General features: G+C 64.7%; 17 protein-coding genes and 1 riboswitch. Of the genes, 13 read left to right on the top strand and 4 right to left on the bottom strand.

The genetic code is table 11. The features are described from left to right. Positions 1-939, bottom strand: a complete 939-nt coding sequence (locus HBJ55_RS09235) for a LysR family transcriptional regulator (protein ID WP_167113322.1) — start codon at positions 937-939, stop codon at positions 1-3. A 194-nt stretch (positions 940-1,133) separates the two neighbouring features. On the opposite strand from HBJ55_RS09235, the gene HBJ55_RS09230 reads away from it, so the two are divergent. From HBJ55_RS09230 to HBJ55_RS09220, 3 genes are all read left to right on the top strand, one after another. Continuing rightward, entirely contained in the window at positions 1,134-2,633 is a 1,500-nt protein-coding gene (locus HBJ55_RS09230) for a CoA-acylating methylmalonate-semialdehyde dehydrogenase (protein WP_167113318.1), read from the top strand. A 150-nt stretch (positions 2,634-2,783) separates the two neighbouring features. Next, positions 2,784-4,631, top strand: a complete 1,848-nt coding sequence (locus HBJ55_RS09225) for a sensor domain-containing diguanylate cyclase (RefSeq protein WP_167113316.1) — start codon at positions 2,784-2,786, stop codon at positions 4,629-4,631. Positions 4,632-4,708: 77 nt separating this feature from the next. Beyond that, positions 4,709-5,299, top strand: a complete 591-nt coding sequence (locus HBJ55_RS09220) for a peroxidase-related enzyme (protein ID WP_167113314.1) — start codon at positions 4,709-4,711, stop codon at positions 5,297-5,299. A 3-nt stretch (positions 5,300-5,302) separates the two neighbouring features. Here the strand turns inward: HBJ55_RS09220 and HBJ55_RS09215 are convergent, their stop codons facing one another. Continuing rightward, positions 5,303-5,971 (bottom strand): hypothetical protein, encoded by a 669-nt coding sequence (locus tag HBJ55_RS09215; protein ID WP_167113312.1) that lies wholly within the window; start codon positions 5,969-5,971, stop codon positions 5,303-5,305. A 116-nt stretch (positions 5,972-6,087) separates the two neighbouring features. Next, a riboswitch (TPP riboswitch) is annotated at positions 6,088-6,196 on the top strand. Here HBJ55_RS09215 and HBJ55_RS09210 point away from each other — a divergent pair. The 4 genes from HBJ55_RS09210 to HBJ55_RS09195 all read left to right on the top strand — a co-directional run bounded on the left by HBJ55_RS09210 (position 6,186) and on the right by HBJ55_RS09195 (position 11,334). Then, a complete protein-coding gene (locus HBJ55_RS09210; RefSeq protein WP_167113311.1) occupies positions 6,186-7,574 on the top strand; it encodes a sodium:solute symporter family transporter in 1,389 nt (462 codons plus the stop codon). (Overlaps the previous riboswitch by 11 nt.) A 205-nt stretch (positions 7,575-7,779) precedes the next feature. Then, entirely contained in the window at positions 7,780-9,222 is a 1,443-nt protein-coding gene (locus tag HBJ55_RS09205) for an APC family permease (RefSeq protein WP_167113308.1), read from the top strand. Positions 9,223-9,355: 133 nt separating this feature from the next. After that, entirely contained in the window at positions 9,356-11,041 is a 1,686-nt protein-coding gene (gene ilvD / locus HBJ55_RS09200; protein ID WP_167113305.1) for a dihydroxy-acid dehydratase, read from the top strand. A 104-nt stretch (positions 11,042-11,145) separates the two neighbouring features. Continuing rightward, positions 11,146-11,334: a hypothetical protein gene (locus HBJ55_RS09195; RefSeq protein ID WP_167113303.1), complete on the top strand. Its 189-nt coding sequence runs from the start codon at positions 11,146-11,148 to the stop codon at positions 11,332-11,334. A gap of 126 nt (positions 11,335-11,460) precedes the next feature. Here HBJ55_RS09195 and HBJ55_RS09190 read toward each other — a convergent pair whose 3' ends face one another. After that, entirely contained in the window at positions 11,461-11,742 is a 282-nt protein-coding gene (locus HBJ55_RS09190; protein ID WP_167113301.1) for an XRE family transcriptional regulator, read from the bottom strand. 278 nt (positions 11,743-12,020) lie between these two features. Here HBJ55_RS09190 and HBJ55_RS09185 point away from each other — a divergent pair, with 278 nt between their 5' ends. The 5 genes from HBJ55_RS09185 (at position 12,021) to HBJ55_RS09165 (ending at position 17,474) form a co-directional block, all read left to right on the top strand. Then, positions 12,021-12,980, top strand: a complete 960-nt coding sequence (locus tag HBJ55_RS09185; protein WP_167113299.1) for a TAXI family TRAP transporter solute-binding subunit — start codon at positions 12,021-12,023, stop codon at positions 12,978-12,980. A gap of 28 nt (positions 12,981-13,008) precedes the next feature. Further along, positions 13,009-13,614, top strand: coding sequence for a DUF1850 domain-containing protein (locus HBJ55_RS09180; protein ID WP_338071987.1), 606 nt, complete (start codon positions 13,009-13,011; stop codon positions 13,612-13,614). A gap of 11 nt (positions 13,615-13,625) precedes the next feature. Then, positions 13,626-15,644 (top strand): TRAP transporter permease, encoded by a 2,019-nt coding sequence (locus HBJ55_RS09175; RefSeq protein ID WP_167113297.1) that lies wholly within the window; start codon positions 13,626-13,628, stop codon positions 15,642-15,644. A gap of 146 nt (positions 15,645-15,790) precedes the next feature. Then, positions 15,791-16,303: a 5-(carboxyamino)imidazole ribonucleotide mutase gene (gene purE / locus HBJ55_RS09170; protein ID WP_167113295.1), complete on the top strand. Its 513-nt coding sequence runs from the start codon at positions 15,791-15,793 to the stop codon at positions 16,301-16,303. Positions 16,304-16,340: 37 nt separating this feature from the next. Further along, positions 16,341-17,474: a 5-(carboxyamino)imidazole ribonucleotide synthase gene (locus HBJ55_RS09165; protein WP_167113293.1), complete on the top strand. Its 1,134-nt coding sequence runs from the start codon at positions 16,341-16,343 to the stop codon at positions 17,472-17,474. A 90-nt stretch (positions 17,475-17,564) separates the two neighbouring features. On the opposite strand, the gene HBJ55_RS09160 is transcribed toward HBJ55_RS09165, so the two are convergent. Further along, a complete protein-coding gene (locus HBJ55_RS09160; RefSeq protein ID WP_167113291.1) occupies positions 17,565-19,586 on the bottom strand; it encodes a PhoX family protein in 2,022 nt (673 codons plus the stop codon). Positions 19,587-19,809: 223 nt separating this feature from the next. Here HBJ55_RS09160 and HBJ55_RS09155 point away from each other — a divergent pair, with 223 nt between their 5' ends. Continuing rightward, a complete protein-coding gene (locus tag HBJ55_RS09155) occupies positions 19,810-22,155 on the top strand; it encodes a putative bifunctional diguanylate cyclase/phosphodiesterase (protein ID WP_167113288.1) in 2,346 nt (781 codons plus the stop codon). Positions 22,156-22,159: the final 4 nt, after the last annotated feature.

Raw genomic sequence — 22,159 nt, 5'->3', positions numbered from 1 at the left:
TCAGGCGCCGGGCAGCACCAACTCCCGTGCCTCGCCCATCAACAGTGCCTGGTTGGCCTCCAGCGCCTCGCGCAGGAAGTCCCACAGCAGCCGTACCCGTGCCAGGCGGCGCTGCTCCTGGCGGGCAGTGATCCAGAACTGGCGCACGATCTCCACCTCGCCATTCAGCACGCTCTCGAGTCGGTCGCCGGTCTCGGCCATGAAGCAAGGCAGCACGGCGAGCCCGGCCCCCTGCAGGGCGGCGGCGTGCTGGGTGGTCACGCTGGTGCTGCGGATCGAGAAATGCGGTGCCGTGCCGACCACCGCGGGATCAAGCAGCGGGTCGAGGTAGCTGAGCTGCTCGCTGAAGATCAGATCGTCGACGTAGCCGATCAGGCGGTGCTCACCCAGCTCGGCGAGCCGGGCCGGGCGCCCGTGGCGCTGGAAGTAGCTCCGGCTGCCGTAGAGCCTTAGCCGGTAGTCGCACAGTCGCGAGATGACCAGCCCCTGGCTCGCGGGCCGCTCCACGGTGATCGCCAGGTCCGCCTCGTGGCGACTCAGGTTGACCACCCGGGGCAGGGCGAGCAGGTCAAGAGTGATGCCGGGGTGCTGCTCACAGAAGGCGGAAAGGAGCGGGGCGACGATCCAGGTGCCGAAGCCTTCGGTCACGCCCAGGCGAATCTGTCCGCTGAGCTGGCGGTTCTTGTCGGCCAGGTTCTCGCCTGCCTCGAAGGCGTGGCGGGCCATCTCCTCGGCGTGGGCCAGCAACTGCTGGCCGGCTTCGGTCAGGTGGTAGCCGTGGGTGCTACGCTCAAAGAGCTGGGTGTTGAGTTTCTGCTCGAAGCGTCGGGTGCGCCGCGACAGTGTGGAGTGATCCAGGCCCAGACGCCGGGCAGCGTCGGTCAGCCGCTGGCTGCGGGCGACTTCGAGGAAGATCTGAATGTCCTGCCAGTCGAGCATGGCACCACCTTCGCTGTTTTTACTTGTTGCTTGGTTGTGCATTCTTGCACAAACCTTGTGAAGAAGTGGGCATTGTCATGCCTATGGGCGTCTCTATAGACTCGAATGTATCCTAACTTCGTGTATTTCTACACACAAAGTCTAACCCGGCTCAGTCTTATAATGACTACAAAGCACGACAGGAGAATATCGCCATGTCCGTTCGCGAAATCCCCATGTACATCGACGGCCAGGCCGTCCCCTCCACGAGCCAGGAGTGGCGTGACGTAGTCAACCCCGCTACCCAGGAAGTGGTGGCGCGGGTGCCGTTCTGCACCGCTGAGGAGGTCGACCGCGCCGTGGCCAGCGCCAAGGAGGCGTTCAAGACCTGGCGCAAGACGCCGCTGGCCAAGCGCATGCGCATCATGCTCGCGCTGCAGGCGTTGATCCGCGAGCACACCGAGGAACTTGCCGCGCTGATTACCGAGGAGCACGGCAAGACCCTGCCCGATGCCGCCGGCGAGGTGGGTCGCGGCCTTGAGGTGGTGGAGCACGCCTGTTCGATCACCTCGCTGCAGCTCGGCGAGCTGGCAGAGAACGCGGCCAATGAGGTTGACGTCTACACCCTCAACCAGCCGCTGGGCGTGGGCGCCGGCATCACCGCCTTCAACTTCCCGATCATGCTGCCCTGTTTCATGTTCCCGTTGGCCATCGCCAGCGGCAACACCTTTGTGCTCAAGCCCTCTGAGCAGGATCCGAGCTCCACCATGCGCCTGGTTGAGCTGGCTCACGAGGCGGGTGTGCCGGCCGGGGTGCTCAACGTGGTCCACGGCGGCCCCGACGTGGCCAACCAGATCTGCGACCATCCCGACATCAAGGCGCTCTCCTTCATCGGCTCCACTAATGTTGGCACCCATATCTACCGTCGCGCCTCCGAGGCCGGTAAGCGCGTGCAGTCGATGATGGGGGCCAAGAACCACTGCGTGGTGATGCCCGATGCCAACCGCAGCCAAGCGATCAACAATCTGCTGGGCTCGGCCTTCGGTGCTGCTGGCCAGCGCTGCATGGCCAATTCGGTGGTGGTACTGGTGGGCGAAGCCAATAAGTGGCTCGAGGATATCATCGAGGGCGCGCGCAACATGAAGGTGGGTCCGGGCACCCAGCGCGATGCCGACCTCGGCCCGCTGGTCTCGCCGGCCGCCAAGGAGCGCGTGGAGCGCCTGATCGACACCGGCGAGAAAGAGGGCGCCAGGCTGCTGGTCGACGGCCGCGGCTACCAGGTGGAAGGTTATCCGGACGGCAACTTCGTCGGCGCCACCGTGTTCGCCGACGTCAAGCCGGAGATGACCATCTACCGCGAGGAGATCTTCGGCCCGGTGCTGTGCGTGGTCAGTGTCGATACGCTGGATGAGGCGATCGCGTTCATCAACGCCAACCCCAACGGTAACGGCACCTCGATCTTCACCAACTCCGGCTGGGTGGCGCGCCGCTTTGAGAGCGACATCGACGTGGGCCAGGTGGGCATCAACGTGCCGATCCCGGTGCCGGTGGCCTACTTCAGCTTCACCGGCTCGCGCGGCTCCAAGCTGGGCGACCTGGGCCCCAACGGCAAGCAGGCGATCCAGTTCTGGACTCAGACCAAGACCGTGACCGCGCGCTGGTTCGAGCCCGAGAATGTCTCCAGCGGCATCAACAGCACCATCTCCCTGAGCTGATTGGGTACAGCCTTCAAGCGACCCCGCCGCTTCCGTTCCGGCGGGTCGCTTGCGTTTACAGACGTTCACAGTTATTTACGTCAAGATGCTAAAATAGCCTTTGTTATCGGAACCTGACTCCGGAGCCAAAGTGACAAGGTATCTTGCCGTATGCCTTCCCTCCCTGTAACGGTGCTGGGGTTTGCCCGCTGGTTGCTGGCGTTGCTGTGTCTCGTTTCGGTCAACGTCCAGGCCGCTATCGAGGTTGGTACCCTCTCCGGGGAGCTGAATCTGGGGCCGCACGTCGAGCTGTTGGAGGATGTCGCGCGCGAATACGGCATCGAGCAACTGGTGAGCCGGGGAGACGCGCTGGCGTGGCAGGCGTCGCGGCAAGAAACCCTCAACTTCAGCTTCTCCAGCTCCGCCTGGTGGCTGCGGCTGCGGGTCGTGAACGGCTCCAGCGACGAGGTGCGTCGGCTACTGGAGCTGGCCATGCCGCTGCACGATTACCTTGATGCCTATGTGATAGATGAGCAGGGCGAGGTTGTCAGCCAATGGCGGACCGGTAATCGCCGGGATTTCGACTCCCGCCCCATTGCCCACCGTACCTTCGTGATGCCGGTCCATATTCCTGCCGGCGAATCGCGAGAGGTCTTCCTGCGGCTGGATACACACGACGGGCTGTATGACGCTACGCCTCTCTACTTGATGAGCGATGCCGGCTTCCTGGCCAAGGCCCAGCGTGAGCTGATGGCCTTCAGCCTCTACTTCGGCGCGCTGCTGGCCCTGCTGATCTACAACCTGCTGCTATACGTTTCCACCCGTGAGCGCTCCCTGTTGCTCTATGTGGCTTACCTCGGGTCTTTTTTCGTGCTGATGTTCGCGGCGCGAGGCTTTGCGTTCCAGTACTGGTGGCCGACATTACCCATGTTCAACAACCAGATGGTGCCGATCAACATCGGTATCTTCGCCTTCATGCTCGCTGTCTTCAGCAATAGTTTCTTGAGCCTGAGCCATCATGCCCCGTGGTCGACCCGGGTACTTTTCGCAGTGGCCGGCCTGTGTCTGCTGAGTTCGCTACCGGCGCTGCTGGGCCATTACGCCCCGGTGTTCCGCCTGATGATCCCTGCCGCTATCGTACTCTCCTGCCTGTTGCTCGGCGTGGCGTTCTGGCGCAGCCTGCGCGGCGACACGCTGGCCAGAATCTACCTGGTGGCGTGGGGCGTGCTGCTGGTGGGCGTGGCGCTGTACTTCCTGCGGGTGGCCGGCATCCTGCCGTACAACATCGTCACCGAGTACGCCGTCCAGGTTGGTTCGGGAATCGAGTTTCTGCTGCTCTCCCTGGGTCTGGCCTGGAAGATCAACCAGTTCAAGAACGAGAAACTCGCCGCTGAGCGCGCCACCATCGAGCTGCAGCGTTCCCTCAACCAGCGCTTGGAAGACCAGGTGCAGCAGCGCACTCGCGAATTGGAAAGGGCCAATCGGCAGCTTACGATCCTGGCACGAACCGATCCGTTGACCGGTTTGTTGAACCGCCGTCAGTTCCACGAACTGGTGGACCAGGAGCTGCAGCGTCGGCGACGCAGCGGACAGCCCCTGCTGTTCGCGGTGATGGATATCGATGACTTCAAGCTCTACAACGACACTTATGGTCATCAGGCTGGTGACGAGGTGTTGATGCGGGTAGCAACGCTACTTCTGGATCACTTCCGGCGTGCCGGCGATCGGCTGTTCCGCCTGGGCGGGGAGGAGTTCGGCTTGTTGCTCGAGGTCGATTCCCTCCAGGCTGGCAAACAGCTGCTGGAGCGGTATCGGGAGGCCCTTCAGGGGTTGGCAATACCGCACGAAGCGTCTCGCCATGGGGTGATCACGGCCTCCTTCGGTCTGGTGGCCTGTCAGGGATGCGAGGCCGTGCGCGATGTGCAGGCTCTCTATCATCTGGCTGATAAAGCCATGTATGAAGCCAAGGCGAGCGATCGCAACCGTGTGGTGACGTGCTCCCTGCTGTCGGAGACATGACGGAGGTCGCATGGACAGTGAGTTGACGTTGACGTTAACTGTGCCGTGACGAGAACGACAACGCTCAGGAGAACGTCATGTCAGCCCCGCTCAGTCGCTTTCCCGTACCCGAATCGATCGACGACCTGCCCGAGGATATTCGCGAAGCCATCCTGGCCGTACAGGAGAAGGCCGGCTTCGTGCCCAACGTGTTCTTGATGTTGGCGCATCGCCCCGACGAGTTCCGCGCCTTCTTCGCCTATCACGACGCCTTGATGGAGCGGGAGTCCGACACCCTGACCAAGGCGGAGAAGGAGATGATCGTGGTCGCCACCAGCGCCCGCAACCGCTGCCTCTACTGCGTAGTCGCTCACGGCGCGCTGGTGCGCATCTACAGCAAGGATCCGCTGCTGGCCGATCAGGTCGCCATCAACCACCGTACCGCGCCGATCAGCGAGCGCCACCGGGTGATGCTCGACTTCGCCCTGTATAGCGGCCTGGAAGTGGGCGAACTCACCGACGAATGGCAGGCTCGCCTCACCGAGGTCGGCTTCACCCACGACGATATCTGGGACATTGGCGCCATCACCGCCTTCTTCGGCCTCTCCAACCGCCTGGTCACCCTCACCGGCACCCCGCCGAACCCGGAGTTCTACCTGATGGGAAGGGTGCTGCGGGAGAAGCAGTGACTTTCAGGTGCGGCAGGCCTCCAGCAGCATCCGTACCGGTTCGAGCTGGCTGACGTGCAGCACCAGTACGCTGTCGCCGGTGGCGCCGTCGGTAGGGCGCACCACGGCGAACTCGCCTTCCTCGAGATGGAACTCGTGGATCTCTCGCGGGCCTTCCAGCGTTCGGCAATGAATGGAGCGGTAGGTGTCGTCCTCGCCGTAGGTCAGGCGATGATAGACCTTGAAGAAGGTGTAGAGCGTGAGGCCTCGATCGAAGGCGGGCCAGCGCGCGGGGATGGCGCGCGTCTCCTCGTCGAAAACCTGCCCCTTGGCCTCGGCGGCGGCGATGGCGTCGGCCAGCGGCTCGGCCAGCAGCGAAGCACTATCGCGCGGCAGCGGGGCGTCACGGTCGATGGCCTGCTGATGTTCGGCGCTGACTCGCGCCAAATCCTCGAGCGATGCGATACGGTAGTCGCCATGGGCCAGGTCGGCAGGCTCGAAGCCGCCATTCTCCCAGCCGTGGATGACCCGCAGCGTCAGCCGGCCGTTCGCCAACGGTTCGCAGGCCAGCGCCTGCAGGGCGACCCGCAGATGCAATTGGCGCTCGATGACCAGGTTGTCGAAAGCGGAGTAGGGGTCGGCAAAGATCTGGTGAAGGTGCCCGGGGGCGTGTTCCTTGGCTTCGCTAAACATGGCAGGTTCCCTGCGAGGGATAAGTGTTCTGGTTTTTTCGTTGTTATATCATTTCAGGGGCTCGAGTCATATCGGCCGATCGATGGTCGGCTTGAGGCCTGACACGACAATTCATTCACTGTCGCCAGGGGAGTCTCGCTGCGGCGAGGCTGAGAGAGCGCAAGGCGCTGACCCTGGAACCTGATCCGGTTCATGCCGGCGGAGGAAGTGCGACATGCCCTACCTGACGTCAGCCGTGCTCGGCGCGGCGCTAATTTGCTTTGCTTTTCTGGGCCTTCGTGCCCGCCGGGCCGATGGCCCCCTCGACGACTACGTTACCGCCCGCAATTCCCAGTCCGCAGCGACCTTGGGGCTATCGTTCCTGGCCTCGGGCATGGGCGCGTGGATTCTCTTCGCGCCGCCGGAGATCGGCGCCTTCGTCGGTCCCGTGGCGCTGGCGGGTTACGCCATCGGCTCGGCCTTGCCGTTCATCGTGCTGGGACTCTACGGCCCGGCGATTCGCCGCCACTTGCCCGAGGGGCGCAGCATCGGCGAGTTCGCCGAGGCGTGCTACGGTACCGGCGTGCGGCGCTGGGTGTCGCTGGTCTCGATTCTCTACATGGCATGCTTCCTGGCAGCCGAGCTGACTGCCATCGGAGCGATTACTGCGTTGCTTTCCGACGTGCCGCCGGCGCTGGTGGTGATCGGCGTGGCCGTTACCACGCTGCTCTATACCGCCGTCGGCGGCCTGCGGGCGAGCCTGGCCACGGACCGTTGGCAGGCATGGCTGCTGATGGCCCTGCTGCTGGTGGTCGGTGGGGTTGCGCTTGTGCGCCTGCCAGAGATGCCCATCGAGGCGGCACTGCCATCGATTCCCGTCGGCAGTGCGCTGGGCGTGGCGCTGACGCTGATCATCGCGGTCACGGCCGCCAACCTGTTCCACCAGGGCTATTGGCAGCGGGTATGGGCCGCGCGTGACGACCGTGCCCTCAACCGCGGTGCCTGGCTGGGCGGCGCGACCACCGTGGCGGTAGTGACCCTGGTGGGCGGGCTCGGCATGCTGGCGGCGATGAGCGGGGTGGCCCTGGGCGAGCCGCCGATTCCTTTCTTTGCGCTGCTGAGCGAAGCGCCGGGCTGGCTGGCGCTGCCGGCGCTGGTGCTGGCGGTCACGCTGGTCGCCTCCAGCGTCGATACGCTGCAGAACGGCATCGCCTCGCTGGCGGTGGCGGGCTCCGGCAAGCGAGGGCTCTCCATCGGTGCGGCCCGGCTGGTCACCGTGGCGCTGATGGTGCCGGTGGTGATCGTGGCGTTGCAGGGTCTCTCGGTACTGCGGCTGTTTCTGATTGCCGATCTGCTGTGCGCTGCCATCGTGGTACCGGTGCTGCTCGGCCTGTGGCGGCGCATGACGCCATCGGCCGCGGTGGCGGGAGGCGTGGCGGGCCTGCTCGGCGCGATCCTGCCGGGCTGGTTGACCCAGGGCAGCCTGGCGGCTGGTGTGCTGGCGGCGAGCTTTCCCGGCAGCATTCCCACGCTGCCGCCGTTTCTCGGCGCGCTGGCGGCCTCCACGCTGGTCAGCCTGGCTATGGCCTGGGCGGCACCGCATGAGCGTATCCGCACGCAGTGAGTCGGCCCTGCCGGCTCACTGGCCATGGCGACGTTAAGTTTCGACCTATCCATGCGCCAGCTTCCGGCTGGCGCATTTCTCATTCTTACCCGACCAAGGTCTATTCTTCTATAAAGTCCTCGCGACCTAAGCTTTCTTTCGTTGATTATTTTGATAAGGGTGGGGTAAATATTTAACGCTCAACAACGACAATCGTGAGGACGATATGACACAGGAATCCGCGGCAGAGCCGAACCAACTGGCTCGCGTACTGGCCCGTAAGGATGTGCTGGCGCTGGCCTTCGGCGCCATGATCGGCTGGGGTTGGATCGTGCTGACCGGCAGCTGGATCCAGTCCGCCGGAAGCCTGGGCGCGATCACGGCCTTTTTGATCGGTGGTCTGATCATCGTGCTGGTGGGGCTCACCTATGCCGAGCTTGCTTCTGCCATGCCCCAGGTAGGCGGTGAGCATGTCTACAGCTATCGCGCCCTGGGGCACTTCGCCTCCTTCCTGTGTACCTGGGCGATCACCCTGGGCTACGTCAGCGTGGTGGCCTTCGAGGCCGTGGCGTTGCCCACCGTCGTCGAGCATCTCTTCCCCGGCTATGCCGTGGGGCACCTGTGGACCATCGCCGACTGGGACGTGCAGGCAACCTGGGTGGCCGTCGGCGTGGCCGGCTCGGTGCTGATGATGTGGGTGAACTACGTGGGCATCCGCACCGCGGCGCTGCTGCAGAAGCTGGTAACCCTGCTGATCCTGGTGGTGGGCATCATGTTCATCACCGGGGCGCTCTTCCAGGGCAATGCCGCGACCATGGAGCCGCTTTTCTCCGTCGAAGAGGGCGTCGTGGGCGGCATTATGCTGGTGATCATCATGGTGCCCTTCATGTTCGTGGGGTTCGACGTGATTCCCCAGGCGGCCGAGGAGATCAACCTGCCGTTTCGCGAGATTGGCCGCGTTTTGATGATCTCGGTGATCATGGCGGTGTTCTGGTACTCGCTGATCATCCTGGGTACCGCCCTGATGCTGAATCCCGATCAGCTGGCTGCCAGCTCACTGGCCGTGCCGGATGCCATGCAGGCCGTCTTCCAGGCGCCGTGGGCGGGCAAGTTGATGATCCTGGCCGGTATCGCGGGTATCGTCACCAGTTGGAACGCCTTCTACGTGGGCGGCTCGCGGGCGATCTACGCGTTGGCTCACTCCGGCATGCTGCCGGCCTGGCTGGCCAAGCTGCATCCCAAGCATCGTACCCCCACCAACGCCATCCTGGTGATGGGCATTCTCTCCTCGATCGCGCCGTTCTTCGGACGTCCGGCCCTGGTCTGGCTGGTCGTGGCCGGCGGTCTCGGTATCGTCATCGCCTATCTGTTCGTGGCGATCTCCTTCGTGGTGCTACGGCGTCGCGAGCCGGAGATGCCGCGTCCATTCCGGGTGCGCCACGGCAAACTGGTGGGCAGCCTGTCGATCCTGCTCTCTCTCGCGCTCATTGCCCTTTACATGCCCGGCAGCCCCTCCGCGCTGGCACCCGTCGAGTGGTTGATGTTCGCCGGCTGGATGCTGATCGGCCTGGCGCTCTACGTCTGGGCGAGGAAGCGCTACGGCATCGCTTACAGTGACCGGATGATGATGCGCGAGCTGGCCGGGACGGACCTTTACCCGGGGCGCTGACGGTACTGCCGCTGACTATCCTGCAAGGTCCGCGTCGACATCGACCGTGCCTTGCAGGCGACACGAGCATTTGCCACCGCGCTTGCGGACGGCCACCCTCTGTAGATCACCCGATCGAAACGGAGACCGCCCCATGAGCGATACCTCGGATCCGCGCCGCCGTCATTCCGCCCCGGTGGTGGATGGCGTGGGCAAGTCGGCCAGCCGCGCCATGCTGCGCGCGGTGGGCTTTTCCGATGAGGACTTCACCAAGCCCCAGGTGGGCATCGCTTCCACCTGGAGCATGGTCACGCCCTGCAACAGTCATATCCATGAACTCGCCGAGCGGGCACGCGACGGTGCCGATGGCGCCGGCGGCAAGGGCGTGGTGTTCAATACCATCACCATATCCGACGGTATCGCCAACGGCACCGAGGGCATGAAGTACTCGCTGGTCTCGCGCGAAGTGATCGCCGATTCCATCGAGACGGTTGCCGGCTGCGAGGGCTTCGACGGTCTGGTGGCCATCGGCGGCTGCGACAAGAACATGCCGGGCTGCGTGATGGGCCTGGCGCGGCTGAACCGACCGAGCGTGTTCGTCTACGGTGGCACCATCCAGCCGGGGGCGGGCCATACCGACATCGTTTCGGTATTCGAGGCCATGGGCGCCCATTCTCGCGGCGACATGGAACTGATCGAACTCAAGCAGATCGAGGAGACGGCGATTCCCGGCCCCGGCTCCTGCGGCGGCATGTACACTGCCAACACCATGGCCTCGGCCATCGAGGCGCTCGGCATGAGCCTGCCGGGAAGCTCGGCCCAGGAGGCCGTGTCGCAGGCCAAGCGTGCCGACTGCGAGGCGGCAGGGGCCGCGGTGCTCGAACTCCTCGAGCGCGACATCAAGCCCAGCGACATCATGACCCGCGAGGCCTTCGAGAACGCCATCACCGTCGTCATAGCCCTGGGGGGCTCCACCAACGCGGTACTGCATCTGATCGCCATGGCCAGCACCGTGGGCGTGCCGCTCTCGCTCGGTGATTTCACCGAGATCGGCCGTAGGGTACCGGTGCTGGCCGACCTGCGCCCCAGCGGGCGGTACATGATGAGCGAGCTGGTGGCGATCGGCGGTATCCAGCCGCTGATGAAGACGCTGCTCGACGCCGAACTGCTGCATGGCGACTGTCTGACAGTGACCGGTCGGACGCTGGCCGAGAACCTGGCCGGGGTCGAGCCGTATCCCGAGGGCCAGCGCATCATTGCCCCGCTGAGCGCTCCCATCAAGCGCGAAAGCCACCTGCGCATTCTCTACGGCAACCTGGCACCCGAAGGTGCGGTGGCCAAGATCACCGGCAAGGAGGGCGCGCGCTTTTCCGGCACCGCGCGGGTGTTCGGCTCCGAGGAGGAGGCACAGGCGCGCATCAACGACGGCACGGTCATGGCCGGCGACGTGGTGGTGATCCGCTACGAGGGGCCGAAGGGCGGGCCAGGCATGCGCGAGATGCTTACGCCCACCTCGGCGATCATGGGGCGCGGGCTGGGCGATGCCGTGGCACTGATCACCGACGGTCGCTTCTCCGGCGGCAGCCACGGTTTCGTGGTGGGGCATGTCTCGCCCGAGGCCTTCGACGGCGGGCCGCTGGCTCTGGTGAAGGATGGCGACGCCATCACCATCGACGCCGAGGCAGATACCATCGAACTGCACGTCGACGGTGCGGAGCTCACCCGTCGCCGCGATGCCTGGCGCCAGCCCGCGCTGCGCTATACCCGCGGCGTGCTGGCCAAGTACGCCCGCACGGTGAGCTCGGCCAGTACCGGCGCCGTCACCGACCTGGCCGACTGATGGGCTCCTGTTGCGTTTGGCATTGCCGGGGGTCTTGGCTAGGTTGAGGATGCACGGCGTAAACGCGTCATCCCGATAGCTGAAGGCAACAGCAAGGAGGCAGCATGCCCAAGAGCGGACCCAAGCAAGCCCGCGTCGAGCCGATCCGAGATGCCGAGGACATTAACCTGCCGGTCACCGGCTGGCACGTGATCGACGAGACGGACCCCGACAACGAGATTGTCGTTTCGGAGCACGAAACAGAAGTCGAGGCTCTCAAGGCGGCGGAAGAGTATGAACAGCGCGAGGAGTGACGACTCCGGCACTGGCCCCTGCTGGCCGATCGGCAGGGGCGTGCCGATGCCGCAGTAAAAAAACGCCTCGCACAGTGGCGAGGCGTTTCGTATTCGGCCGTATCGGCATGTCATCGCCAGCGTCGGCTAGTAGTTGAGCGCGCCGTCGGGGTCGATGCTGTGGTAGACGAGCCGTAGCTCATCGAGAGAGAGGTGTTCGAGGCGGCCGGCAAGCAGATCGCTGATCTTTTGCGCCGGAAGCCCGGCTCTGCGTGCGATCTCGCGGCATCCGAGGTCGGATACGGCGATCAGCCTTGTAACGATGCGCATCAGCCGTGTGCGCTTTTCCAGGTCCCTGACATCTAGGTCAGGGCATCTTCGCGGGGGGTCGAGGTATTCCGCGCTGATGGTATGTCGTGCCGTACTCATGATGCTCCAGTGGGCGATTGCGACAAACACATCATGGGGGCATTTCGCCATTTTTGCCAGTATCGTTTCGCGACTTTTTCGAGGTGCCGCGAATGCCCGCTCGGCAGGCCCGGCTGAGCCGACCTTGGTGGGATTGCCGAAAATTTACAAGAACGTAGAAACTGTCAATTAGCCCCTTGGCGTCGGGGCATGCTAGTTTTTTCAGGTAAGCGGCCGGCTTTGTCCGGCGCGCTCCCAGGAACAACCATAAACGATCTGGTTCAGGACGGAGGAAATCCATGCGAGCTCTCAAATACGCTGCAGCCGCTTCGCTGCTAGCCGTGGCCCCGCTGGCGAGCGCCCAACAGCTCTCCATCGCGACCGGCGGTACCGGCGGTGTCTACTATCCGATCGGCGGCGGCTTCGCCGAGATCATCAACGACCACCTCGAAGGCTACGAGGCGACCGCCGAGGTGACCGGCGCTTCGGTCGAGAACATGGGACTGATCATGCGCGGGGACGCCGACCTGGCCCTGGTGCTGGCAGATACCGCTCAACAGGCCTACGAGGGCAGTGGCGATTTCGAAGGCCGCCAGATCGAGAACACCCGCGCGCTGGCGTCGGTCTACCCCAACGCCGTGCAACTGGTAGTGCTGGCGGATTCTGATATCGAGTCCCTGGAGGACCTGAAGGGCAAGCGCGTCTCCGTCGGCGCTCCGGGTAGCGGCACCGAGCTCAATGCGCGCGCACTGCTGGAAGCCAACGGCATCACCTACGACGACATCACCCCGCAGCGCCTGAACTTCAACGAGACAGCCGACGCCATCCGTGACGGCGACATCGACGCCGGCTTCTGGAGCGTGGGCCCGCCCACCAGTTCGATCCTCAACCTGGCGGCCACTCGCGATATCCGCCTGATCGGCCTCTCCGACGAGGAGATTGCCAATGCCCAGGAGCAGGAACCCGTCTTCGCCGCCTACGAGCTCAAGGCCGGCATGTACGATGGCATGGACGAGCCGGTGCAGACCATCAGCATCCCCAACGTACTGGTGGTGAACGCCGACATGGACGAGGAGCTGGCCTACAACCTGACCAAGCTGCTCTTCGAGCGCATCGACGACCTGATTGCGGTGCACCCGGCGGCCAACGACACTACCATCGAGTTCACCATGGGCTCCACGCCGGTACCGCTGCATCCGGGGGCGATCCGCTACTACGAAGAGGTCGATGCCGAGATTCCCGACAAGCTGCGTCCGTGACACGCAGCCGCGGCCAGGGGTGCGATGCATGAGAGTCGCATCGCTGACGAGCCGGGCAAGGAGGCGCATGGCAGGGTGGGCGAGGACGCCCGCCCTGTCGTCGTGTTGCTGGCCGCATAAGGTCTGGCTGCACTGCTGGTTGGCAGGAAGCCTCGCCGGATGGCTCAGCCTGGGCGCCCTGGCGGACGACGCCGAGGGAGCGCAGCTGGCCGTGCTCGATGCCTCGGGCGAAACACTGGTCGAGGTGCCCCTCGAGCCCGGCATGCGCTGGTGCCTGGGCTGGAACCACTCGGTCAAGCAGTTTCCGGTGCTCGACTGCTACCGCTATCACCAGGGCCGGATGGTGCTGGAGCGCAGCCACCAGCCCGATTTTGCCGCTGGCCTGGGGCATACCCTGGGGCGTGGCGAGCAGGTTTCCGACGGGCGGGGGGGGTACTGGATCGAGAACATCGACGAGCCCGTGCCCGGTAACCGTTATACGTTGCGGGTCGGTTCGCCGGCCGTCGACCATCGCCTGCTCTGGCAAACCGAGGGAGACGAGCATCGCGTCAGCCTTAGCGAGCTGGCCGCCGGTGAGCGTGTCATCCTGCAGCTAAAAGAGCCTGAAGAACCAGGCAAGCCTGACGACGTCTGACGAGGAGTTCGATGAACGAATCCAACAGCCCATCCGTGATGATGCCCGGGGGCAATGCCATTCAGCCGCGTTTCGTGTTTGGGCTGATTACCATCGTGGCGGTGGGGCTGTCCCTGTTCCAGCTCTATTCGGCGGGCATCCAGCCGCTGGGCCTGTTTTACCAGCGTGGCATCCACCTGATGCTGATCATGATGCTGGCCTTCCTCATGTTTCCCGTATTCGGCCCCCATCGCAAACGCGGCCTGTTCGGCTGGCTGATCGATATCGCCTTCCTGTGTGGCGCTCTGATCACCGGCGGTTACCTGGTTCTCTATCTGGACGAAATCGTCAATCGCGCCGGCTTCTGGAGCGAAACCGACATCCGTGTCGCCATCATTGCCACTTTGACGGTGCTGGAGGCGAGTCGGCGTGCGGTGGGCCTGGGCATGACCATAATCGGTGCGCTGGCCATCGCTTACGCCTTTGCCGGGCCGCGTGGCGAGCTGCCTTGGCTGGCCGACTGGATGCCCGGTATCATGGGCCACCGCGGCTATGGTCTGGACCGCGTGGCCGGTCAGCTCTACCTGGGGCAGGAGGGCATCTTCGGCCTGCCGCTGGGCGTGGCGGCCACCTACATTTTCATCTTCGTGCTGTTCGGCGCCTTCCTCGAGAGCACCGGCGCCGGTAAGTTCTTCATCGACCTGGCCTATGCCGCCACCGGCCGCCAGCGCGGCGGCCCGGCCAAGGCGGCAGTACTCGCCTCGGCGGGCATGGGGTCGATCTCGGGCAGCGCCATTGCCAACGTGGTGACCACCGGGGCCTTCACCATTCCGCTGATGAAACGGCTGGGCTACAAGCCGAAGCAGGCCGGCGGCATCGAGGCCGCGGCTTCCACCGGCGGACAGATCACACCGCCGCTGATGGGGGCAGGTGCCTTCCTGATCGCGGAATATACCAATACGCCCTATCTCGATATCGTCAAGGTCAGCATTCTGCCGGCTGTCATGTACTTCGCCACCGTCTACCTGTTCGTGCACATCATCGCGCTCAAGCAAGGTATGCAGGGCATGGCCAGAAGCGAGCTGCCGCAGATGCGCGACGTGATGCGCGAGGGCTGGCATTTCCTGCTGCCGCTGGCGGTGCTGGTGTGGCTGTTGGTGATGCACATGTCCCCAATGCGCGTGGGCTTCTATGCCGTGGTCACCATGGTCGCCGTGGCGGTGCTGCGCTATGCGTTCTGGTTCCTGTTCCTCGCGCCGCGCCAAGGCGAGAAGGTGACTGCCGCCAGCATTCAGCGCGTGATCCGGGCCGGCCTGGTGAAGCTGGTCGAAGGTCTCGAACTCGGCGCGCGCAACGCCGTGGCCGTCTCCATGGCCTGCGCCGTGGCCGGTATCATCGTCGGCGTGGTGGGACTGACCGGCCTGGGCCTGAAATTCTCTTCCATGATGATGGCCTTCTCGGGTGGCAATCTGCTGCTGGCCCTGGTGATGATATTGCTGGCTAGCCTGATACTGGGCATGGGGCTGCCGGTCACCGCCAGCTACATTGTCCTGATCGTGCTGGTGGGCCCGGCGCTGTCCAACGAGTTCGGCGTGCCGCTGTTGATCGCTCACCTGGTAGTGTTCTGGTACTCGCAGGATTCCAACGTCACGCCACCGATCGCCCTGGCGGGCTTCGCGGGGGCGGCGATCGCCGGCAGCAAGCCGATGGAGACGAGTTTCCAGGCGTGGAAGTTCGCCAAGGGCCTCTATCTGATTCCGCTGTTCATGGTCTACAACCCGCAGATCATTCTTGGCGGTCCCATCCTGCTGGTGCTCTGGAATGTACTTATCGCATTTGCCGCCTTGCTGGCCTTCGCCGCCAGCCTCGAAGGCTACCTGTTCACGCGGATGAACGCCGTTCTGCGCCTGGTGTTGGTCGCGGGCACGGTGGGAAGCTTCTACCCGAGCCTCTACACCGAGGTGGCTGGCTTCGTGTGCATTCTCGTGGTCCTGGCGATCAACTGGATGCGTTATCGCCGCTACGGCAGTGAGGTGACCCAGCCAATGTAGCCATCGGTACGAGAGGGCTGCCTGAGTGGCGATGTCTGCCCAACTGGTCAAGATGACGGCGCCTGCGGGCGCCGTTAGAATACCTGCCCTTCAATTTGCGCGTCGTGTCTTTGCGCCGCCTTTCCAGCGTTACTACGGGAGCCTACATGCAGTCCTCCAACCAGCAGCCGCGCGTCGGCGTGATCATGGGATCGAAGTCCGACTGGCCGGTCATGGAGCATGCCGTGGCAATGCTCGAACGCCTGGGGGTGGCCCACGAGACGCGCGTAGTCTCGGCTCATCGCACGCCGGATCTGCTGTTCGATTACGCCAAGTCCGCCGCCGGGCGCGGCCTGCAGGTGATCGTCGCCGGTGCCGGCGGTGCCGCCCACCTACCTGGTATGGTGGCGTCGCAAACGGCGCTGCCGGTACTCGGCGTGCCGGTGGAGTCCAAGGCGCTCAAGGGGCTCGACTCGCTGCTCTCCATCGTGCAGATGCCGGGCGGCATCGCCGTGGGCACGCTGGCCATCGGCAAGGCCGGAGCGACCAATGCCGGCCTGCTGGCGGCGCAGATCGTCGGTCTGCAGGACGAGAAGGTGCGCGCCGCCGTCGAGGCTTTTCGTGCCGAGCAGACCCAGACGGTGCTCGACAACCCCGACCCACGCCCCCCGACCGAATGAGCGAGAGCCGAATGAGCCAGCGAGAGGAGAAAACGACATGAACATCGGCGTGCTCGGTGCCGGCCAGCTCGGACGCATGCTGGCCCTGGCCGGCTATCCGTTGGCCAACCGCTTTACCTTCCTCGATACCACCGGCCACCCCAGTGCGGGAATCGGCGAGGTGATGATCGACACCGATCAGAAGCACCTCGAGGCGTTCCTGGCCAAGGTCGATCTGGTCACCTACGAGTTCGAGCATCTGCCCGTGGCGCTGGTGCAGGCCATCGAGGAGGTCAAGCCGGTCTATCCCTCGAGCGAGGCGATTCGTGTCTGCCAGAACCGCGCCGAGGAGAAGGCACTGTTCGATCGACTGGGCATCCCCACTCCGGCCTACCGCCTGGTGGAGCATGCCGACGAGCTAGAGGCCGCGGCCCGAGAGCTCGGTTGCCCGGTGGTGGCCAAGTCGGTCACCGAGGGTTACGACGGCAAGGGACAGGCGGTGCTGCGCGACCCCAGCGAGGCGGCCGAGGCCTGGCGCAGCATCAACCACCCCCGGCTGATCGTCGAAGCCTTCGTCGACTTCGTGCGCGAGGTGTCGATCATCGCCGTGCGTGGGCGTGAGGGCGAAGTAGTCTTCTACCCCATGGCCGAGAACCTGCACGTCGACGGCATCCTGCGCTACTCGCTGGCGCCGATGCCGGACCTCGACGACGCTGTGCAGCAGACCGCCGATGGCTACATTCGTGCGCTGCTCGACGAGCTCGACTACGTTGGCGTGCTGACTCTCGAGCTGTTCCAGACCCGTGACGGCAGGCTGCTGGCCAACGAGATGGCGCCTCGGGTACATAACTCCGGCCACTGGACCATGGACGGCGCCGTCACCAGTCAGTTCGAGAACCACCTGCGCGCCATCCAGGGCCTGCCGCTGGGCGATACCTCGGCGCGCATGCCGACCTGCATGGTCAACGTGATCGGCCAGGAGGGCGACCCGGCGGCGATACTCGCCATGGGTGACGCCCACCTGCACCGCTACGACAAGAGCGAACGGCCCGGGCGCAAGCTCGCCCATGTCAATCTGCTGGCGCCGACCCACGGCGAGCTGCTCGAGAAGGTGCATGCCTGCGCCTGGCTGTTGCCCGAGGCGCCGGAGCCGCGCTTCAGCTTCGAGGATGCATTCCGCCCGGGCAACTGAGCCGGCCGACTGCAAGACAACGCAGCGGGCCCCGCAATGGCGGGGCCCGCTTTTTTCTGCGCTGCGATTCGCTTGCGCAGGTGTTTGCGCTCAGGCGCCGATGATGCCGCCGTCCTCGCGTGTGATCACCAGCGTCGCCGAGCGGGGAAGGGCATTGCCGCCCTCCGGCCAGTGACTCACCAGCCGGCCCTCGGCGAAATCCTCGGCCGAGGTGTTGGCTCCGGGGTGCTGCACGTTGACGAACAGCGTGCGCTGGTCGGGCGTCATGGCAATGCCGGTGATCTCCTGGCCGACGGGCCCGGTGAGGAAGCGCTTGATCTCGCCGGTCTCGGGATTGGCCACCAGCATCTGGTTGTTGCCGAACGGCGCGTAGACGCCTGCGTTCACCGCCGATTCGCTGATGTCGGTCTGGATCCACACACGGCGATCGGGATCGATCCACAGCCCGTCGGGCGACGCCAGGATGGCGTCCTGGTCGAGGGGCTCGCCGTTCATGTCACGCCCGCTTTCCCGATCACCCGCCAGCAGGAAGATATCCCACTGAAAGCGTTCCGCGGCGTGTGTGCCTTCCTCCTGCCAGCGGATGATATGACCGAAGTGATTCTCGGCGCGTGGATTGGCAGCATCGCGCTGCTCCTCGCTGCGACGAGTGTTGTTGGTCAGAGTAAAGTAGACCTGGCCGGTGGCAGGATCCACCGCGCCCCACTCGGGGCGGTCCATTTTCGTCGCCCCGGCGTGGTCGGCAGCACTGCGGGTATTGACCAGGATGTCGGCCAGGTCGGCGAAGCCGTTCTCGGGTGTGAGGCCGTTCTCGCCCGGTGCCAGCGCCAGCCATTCGCCGCTGCCGTCGTCGTTGAACTTGGCCACATAGAGCGTGCCCTCGTCGAGCAGCGAGCCATCGGCAGTGGCGGCCTGGTAGGGCCGGGCCGAGACGAACTTGTAGATATACTCGAAGCGGGCGTCATCGCCGGAGTAGCAGACCACCGGCTGGCCCTCCACGGCCGGGGCAAAGATTACGCCCTCATGGGCGAAGCGGCCCAGGTGGGTGCGTTTGACCGGCGTACTTTCGGGGTCGTAAGGGTCGATCTCCGTCATGTAGCCGAAAGTGTGGGGCTCGTTGCGGTAGTCCTCACTGGGCGAGGCGCCGCGAGAGGTAGCATCGAAGCGTACGAACTCGTCGGCGCCGCCTTCGGCACGATGCCATTGATAGCGCCCCTCGCTGCGCGTCTGGATGCCGAAGCGCGCCTGGCGCCGGTCGATCTCGGCGTCCTCGTTGGCGAAATAACCCGACCAGTTCTCCTCGGCCGCCAAGTAGGTATTCCACGGCGTGACGCCGTTGGAGCAGTTGTTGAGGGTGCCGCGGGTCATGCTGCCGTCGGGGCTGTATTTGGTCACCACGTGCTCGGTGCCGGCCACGGGACCCGCCAGGCGCATCGGTGTCAGGCCGGTGATACGCCGATTGTGCTCGTCCTCGATCACCTGCCACTGGCCGGCCTCGCCTGCTTGGACGCGTACGACGGTGACACCATGGGCGTTGAGTTCCTTGCGTACCTGGTCGGCATCGCGCGTGCCGTCCTCATGCTGCGGGAAGCCCTCGGAATCGAGTGCCAGACCCTGGGCGGCAGCGTGCATGAAGCGCGGCTCGACGTACTCATGGTTGAGCACCAGCAGGCCGTCGCGGGAACTGTCTCCGAGCGGGAAGAAATGCATGCCGTCGTGGTGGCTGCCCACCTGGTGGCCTTGGTCCTCGCCGCTGGCTTCCAGGGAAGAGGCCGGCATGCTGCCGCTGATCGGCGTGCCCCAGGGAATGAAGGCCTGCACCCGGTAGCCTTCCGGCACCACCACACTGTCGGCGGTGCTGACCGGGATCGCCTGGAAGCCGATGTGAGGCGAAGCCAATGGCGCACCGGCGGCCAGGGCGCGGCCGAAGGGCAGGCTGGTGGCCATGGCGCTCGCTACCGCTACGGCCAGGCTGCCACGCAGCAGCGTGCGGCGGTTCATGCGCGCCTCCAGGATGTCACCGAAGTAGGCATTGTGGGATTCGTTGCTGGCCGGCTCGTCGCCTGCGGCGAGGATCGGATTGACGTGGCCAGGCTCGTGCGGCTGGTTCATGATCTGCCTCGTGCTGAAAGGGGGGAGCGTGGCCAGATCTTGGTGGTGTCATGTTGCATCAGCGTTAACGAATAAAGTCAGTTTCATGGCAACGCTGAAGGGTGGGGTGTGGCGTGACAGCAGCAGCGGGGCAGCCGAACTGCGTTGAGAGGCTGCCTCGCCAAGCATAGGCATATCAAGTAAATATAGAGCAGTCATAACAATAACCGACTCGGACCCCAGCATGGCCCTTGCGCTTCAGGATAAGCAACGCGAGCTAGACGCGGCACTGTCAACGGACGTTTCCCGTCGTCGCCAGTTGGCCCATGAACAGGTGCGCCTGCTCTACGAGCGGCTGTGGCAGCCGGTACTGGCCAGCGTTCTGGCGGCGTGTCTGCTGGTAGGCGCCATGTGGCCGATCATGCCGCCGAGCTACCTGATGGGCTGGCTGGGCGCTCTGGTCGCCGTGTCGGGCGGGCGCCTGTGGCTGGCCTGGTACTATCATCGTCAACCGGCAAAGCGGCGTGGTCAACGGCGTTGGTTGTATCGGTTTGCCTGGGGCACCGGTATCGCAGGGGGGTTGTGGGGAGTGGCTGGCCTGACGATGTTCACCATGGAGCATCATGGCCAACTGGCGGCGCTGGCGATCGTGCTGACGGGCATTGCCGCAGGCGGGGTCACCACGCTTTCTCCGGTGGCGTGGATGGCACCGCTGTTCGTCCTGCCCACCATGCTGCCACTGCTGGGCCAACTGTTGCTGCAGAACACCTCCCTCGCCCTGCTGCTGGCCGCCATGATCGTGCTGTTCCTGGGGCTGGTGCTCATCATCAATCGTCGCTTGCATCGCACCATTTCCGACAATATCGCCCTGCGCCTGGTCGTCTCTTCGCGCGAGCGGCAATTGCGCGTCAGCGAGGCGCGCTACCGCGCCATCTTCCGACATACGCCGCTGGGTGTGATGCATTTCGACCGCGAAGGTCGTGTGGTCGACTGCAACGAGATGTGCCTCGACATCCTCGGCACCAGCCGTCAGCGCCTGCTGGGCATGAACCTGTTGACGCAACTGCACGACGAGCGAGTGACCGGGGCGATACGCGATGCTCTGGAGAGCGGTACCGGCTACTTCGAAGGTACCTACCGTACCGTGGTCAGCGGCAAGCAGACGCCGCTGCGCGCGTTCTACAGTGCCCTGCGCAACGAGTCTGGCGAGGTGGTGGGGGGCGTGGCGGTCATCGAGGACTTCACCGAACGCAAGCTAGCCGAAGAGACCATCCATCGCCAGGCCTACTACGACCCGCTCACCGAGCTGCCCAATCGGCGCCTGCTGATCGAGACGCTGGCCTCGACCATCCGCGATCGGCGCGACGACGGGCGCGTCGGGCTGGTGATGTTCCTCGACCTGGATCGTTTCAAGATCATCAACGACACCCTGGGACATGCGGTGGGCGACGAGCTGTTACGCCAGGTCAGCAAGCGCTTGCTGCTGAGCCTCGACAAGGATGCCATGGCGGCGCGGCTCAGCGGCGACGAGTTCGTCGTGATGATGCCGGCCCTGAGCGCCGATCGCCAGGCCGAGCTGCAGAGGGCCGAACACCGCGCCGAGCGGCTGCTCTCGACCCTGCGCCGGGCCTATGATCTGGGTGGGCAGCGCATCAGCGTGACCCCGAGCATCGGCTACACCCTGTTTCCACTGGGCGACGAGGACGTGGGAGACGTGCTGCGCCACGCCGACACCGCCATGTACCAGGCCAAGCTGAAGGGGCGGGCTCAGATCTGCGGCTACGAGCCTTCCATGCAAACCCAGATGAGCTGGCGGCTGGAGATGGAACAGGCGCTGCGACTCGCTCTGGCCGAGGATCAGTTGAGCATCGCCTTCCAGCCCCAGCTCGACGAAGATGAGCATGTCATCGGCGGCGAGGCCCTGATGCGCTGGCAGCATCCCCGCCATGGTTGGGTTTCGCCCGAGGTGTTCATCGCCATCGCCGAGGAGAGCGATCTCATCGTTGAGCTCGAGACATGGATGCTGGATCGCTGCTGCGGGCTGCTTTCACGCCTGCCGGTCGAGATCCTGCCGCGACTGTCGGTCAACATCAGCGTGCGACACTTCACTCAGCCCGGTTTCGTCGAAGGGCTCACCTGGGTGACCGGTACCCATGGCATCGATCCGGCGCGGCTCGTCGTGGAACTGACCGAGAGCATCATGATCGATGGGCTGGCCGATGCCGTCGAGCGCATGCAGGCGCTCAAGCGGCTGGGAGTGCATCTGGCCCTGGACGATTTCGGCACCGGCTTTTCATCGCTCTCCTATCTCAAGTCGCTGCCGCTGGATGAACTCAAGATCGACCGCAGCTTCGTCAGTAACCTCGATACCGACGGTAATGACGCCGCCATCGTCGAGACGGTACTGGCCATGGCCCAACACCTGGGCATCGACGTGGTCGCGGAGGGAGTGGAGAGCCAGGCCCAGCAGGAGTTTCTACTGGCACGTAGCTGCCGGCTGTTTCAAGGGTTTCATTTCTACCGGCCCATGCCCGCCGCGGCGTTCGAAGCGCTGCTGACCGGTAGTCGGGTGGAGGCGGGCGGGGGCTAGGTCC

The sequence above is a fragment of the Billgrantia bachuensis genome, from assembly GCF_011742165.1.
GTDB classification, from domain to species: Bacteria; Pseudomonadota; Gammaproteobacteria; order Pseudomonadales; family Halomonadaceae; genus Halomonas; species Halomonas bachuensis.
This window is presented reverse-complemented; position numbering and strand designations above follow the sequence as displayed.

Coding starts and splice junctions, on each gene's coding strand:
- HBJ55_RS09210 (WP_167113311.1), top strand. CDS start 6,186: ATGCCCTACCTGACGTCAGCCGTGCTCGGCGCGGCGCTAATTTGCTTT.
- HBJ55_RS09215 (WP_167113312.1), bottom strand. CDS start 5,971: ATGTTTAGCGAAGCCAAGGAACACGCCCCCGGGCACCTTCACCAGATC.
- HBJ55_RS09190 (WP_167113301.1), bottom strand. CDS start 11,742: ATGAGTACGGCACGACATACCATCAGCGCGGAATACCTCGACCCCCCG.
- HBJ55_RS09205 (WP_167113308.1), top strand. CDS start 7,780: ATGACACAGGAATCCGCGGCAGAGCCGAACCAACTGGCTCGCGTACTG.
- purE (WP_167113295.1), top strand. CDS start 15,791: ATGCAGTCCTCCAACCAGCAGCCGCGCGTCGGCGTGATCATGGGATCG.
- HBJ55_RS09235 (WP_167113322.1), bottom strand. CDS start 939: ATGCTCGACTGGCAGGACATTCAGATCTTCCTCGAAGTCGCCCGCAGC.
- HBJ55_RS09180 (WP_338071987.1), top strand. CDS start 13,009: ATGAGAGTCGCATCGCTGACGAGCCGGGCAAGGAGGCGCATGGCAGGG.
- HBJ55_RS09230 (WP_167113318.1), top strand. CDS start 1,134: ATGTCCGTTCGCGAAATCCCCATGTACATCGACGGCCAGGCCGTCCCC.
- ilvD (WP_167113305.1), top strand. CDS start 9,356: ATGAGCGATACCTCGGATCCGCGCCGCCGTCATTCCGCCCCGGTGGTG.
- HBJ55_RS09225 (WP_167113316.1), top strand. CDS start 2,784: ATGCCTTCCCTCCCTGTAACGGTGCTGGGGTTTGCCCGCTGGTTGCTG.
- HBJ55_RS09175 (WP_167113297.1), top strand. CDS start 13,626: ATGAACGAATCCAACAGCCCATCCGTGATGATGCCCGGGGGCAATGCC.
- HBJ55_RS09185 (WP_167113299.1), top strand. CDS start 12,021: ATGCGAGCTCTCAAATACGCTGCAGCCGCTTCGCTGCTAGCCGTGGCC.
- HBJ55_RS09195 (WP_167113303.1), top strand. CDS start 11,146: ATGCCCAAGAGCGGACCCAAGCAAGCCCGCGTCGAGCCGATCCGAGAT.
- HBJ55_RS09155 (WP_167113288.1), top strand. CDS start 19,810: ATGGCCCTTGCGCTTCAGGATAAGCAACGCGAGCTAGACGCGGCACTG.
- HBJ55_RS09165 (WP_167113293.1), top strand. CDS start 16,341: ATGAACATCGGCGTGCTCGGTGCCGGCCAGCTCGGACGCATGCTGGCC.
- HBJ55_RS09160 (WP_167113291.1), bottom strand. CDS start 19,586: ATGAACCAGCCGCACGAGCCTGGCCACGTCAATCCGATCCTCGCCGCA.
- HBJ55_RS09220 (WP_167113314.1), top strand. CDS start 4,709: ATGTCAGCCCCGCTCAGTCGCTTTCCCGTACCCGAATCGATCGACGAC.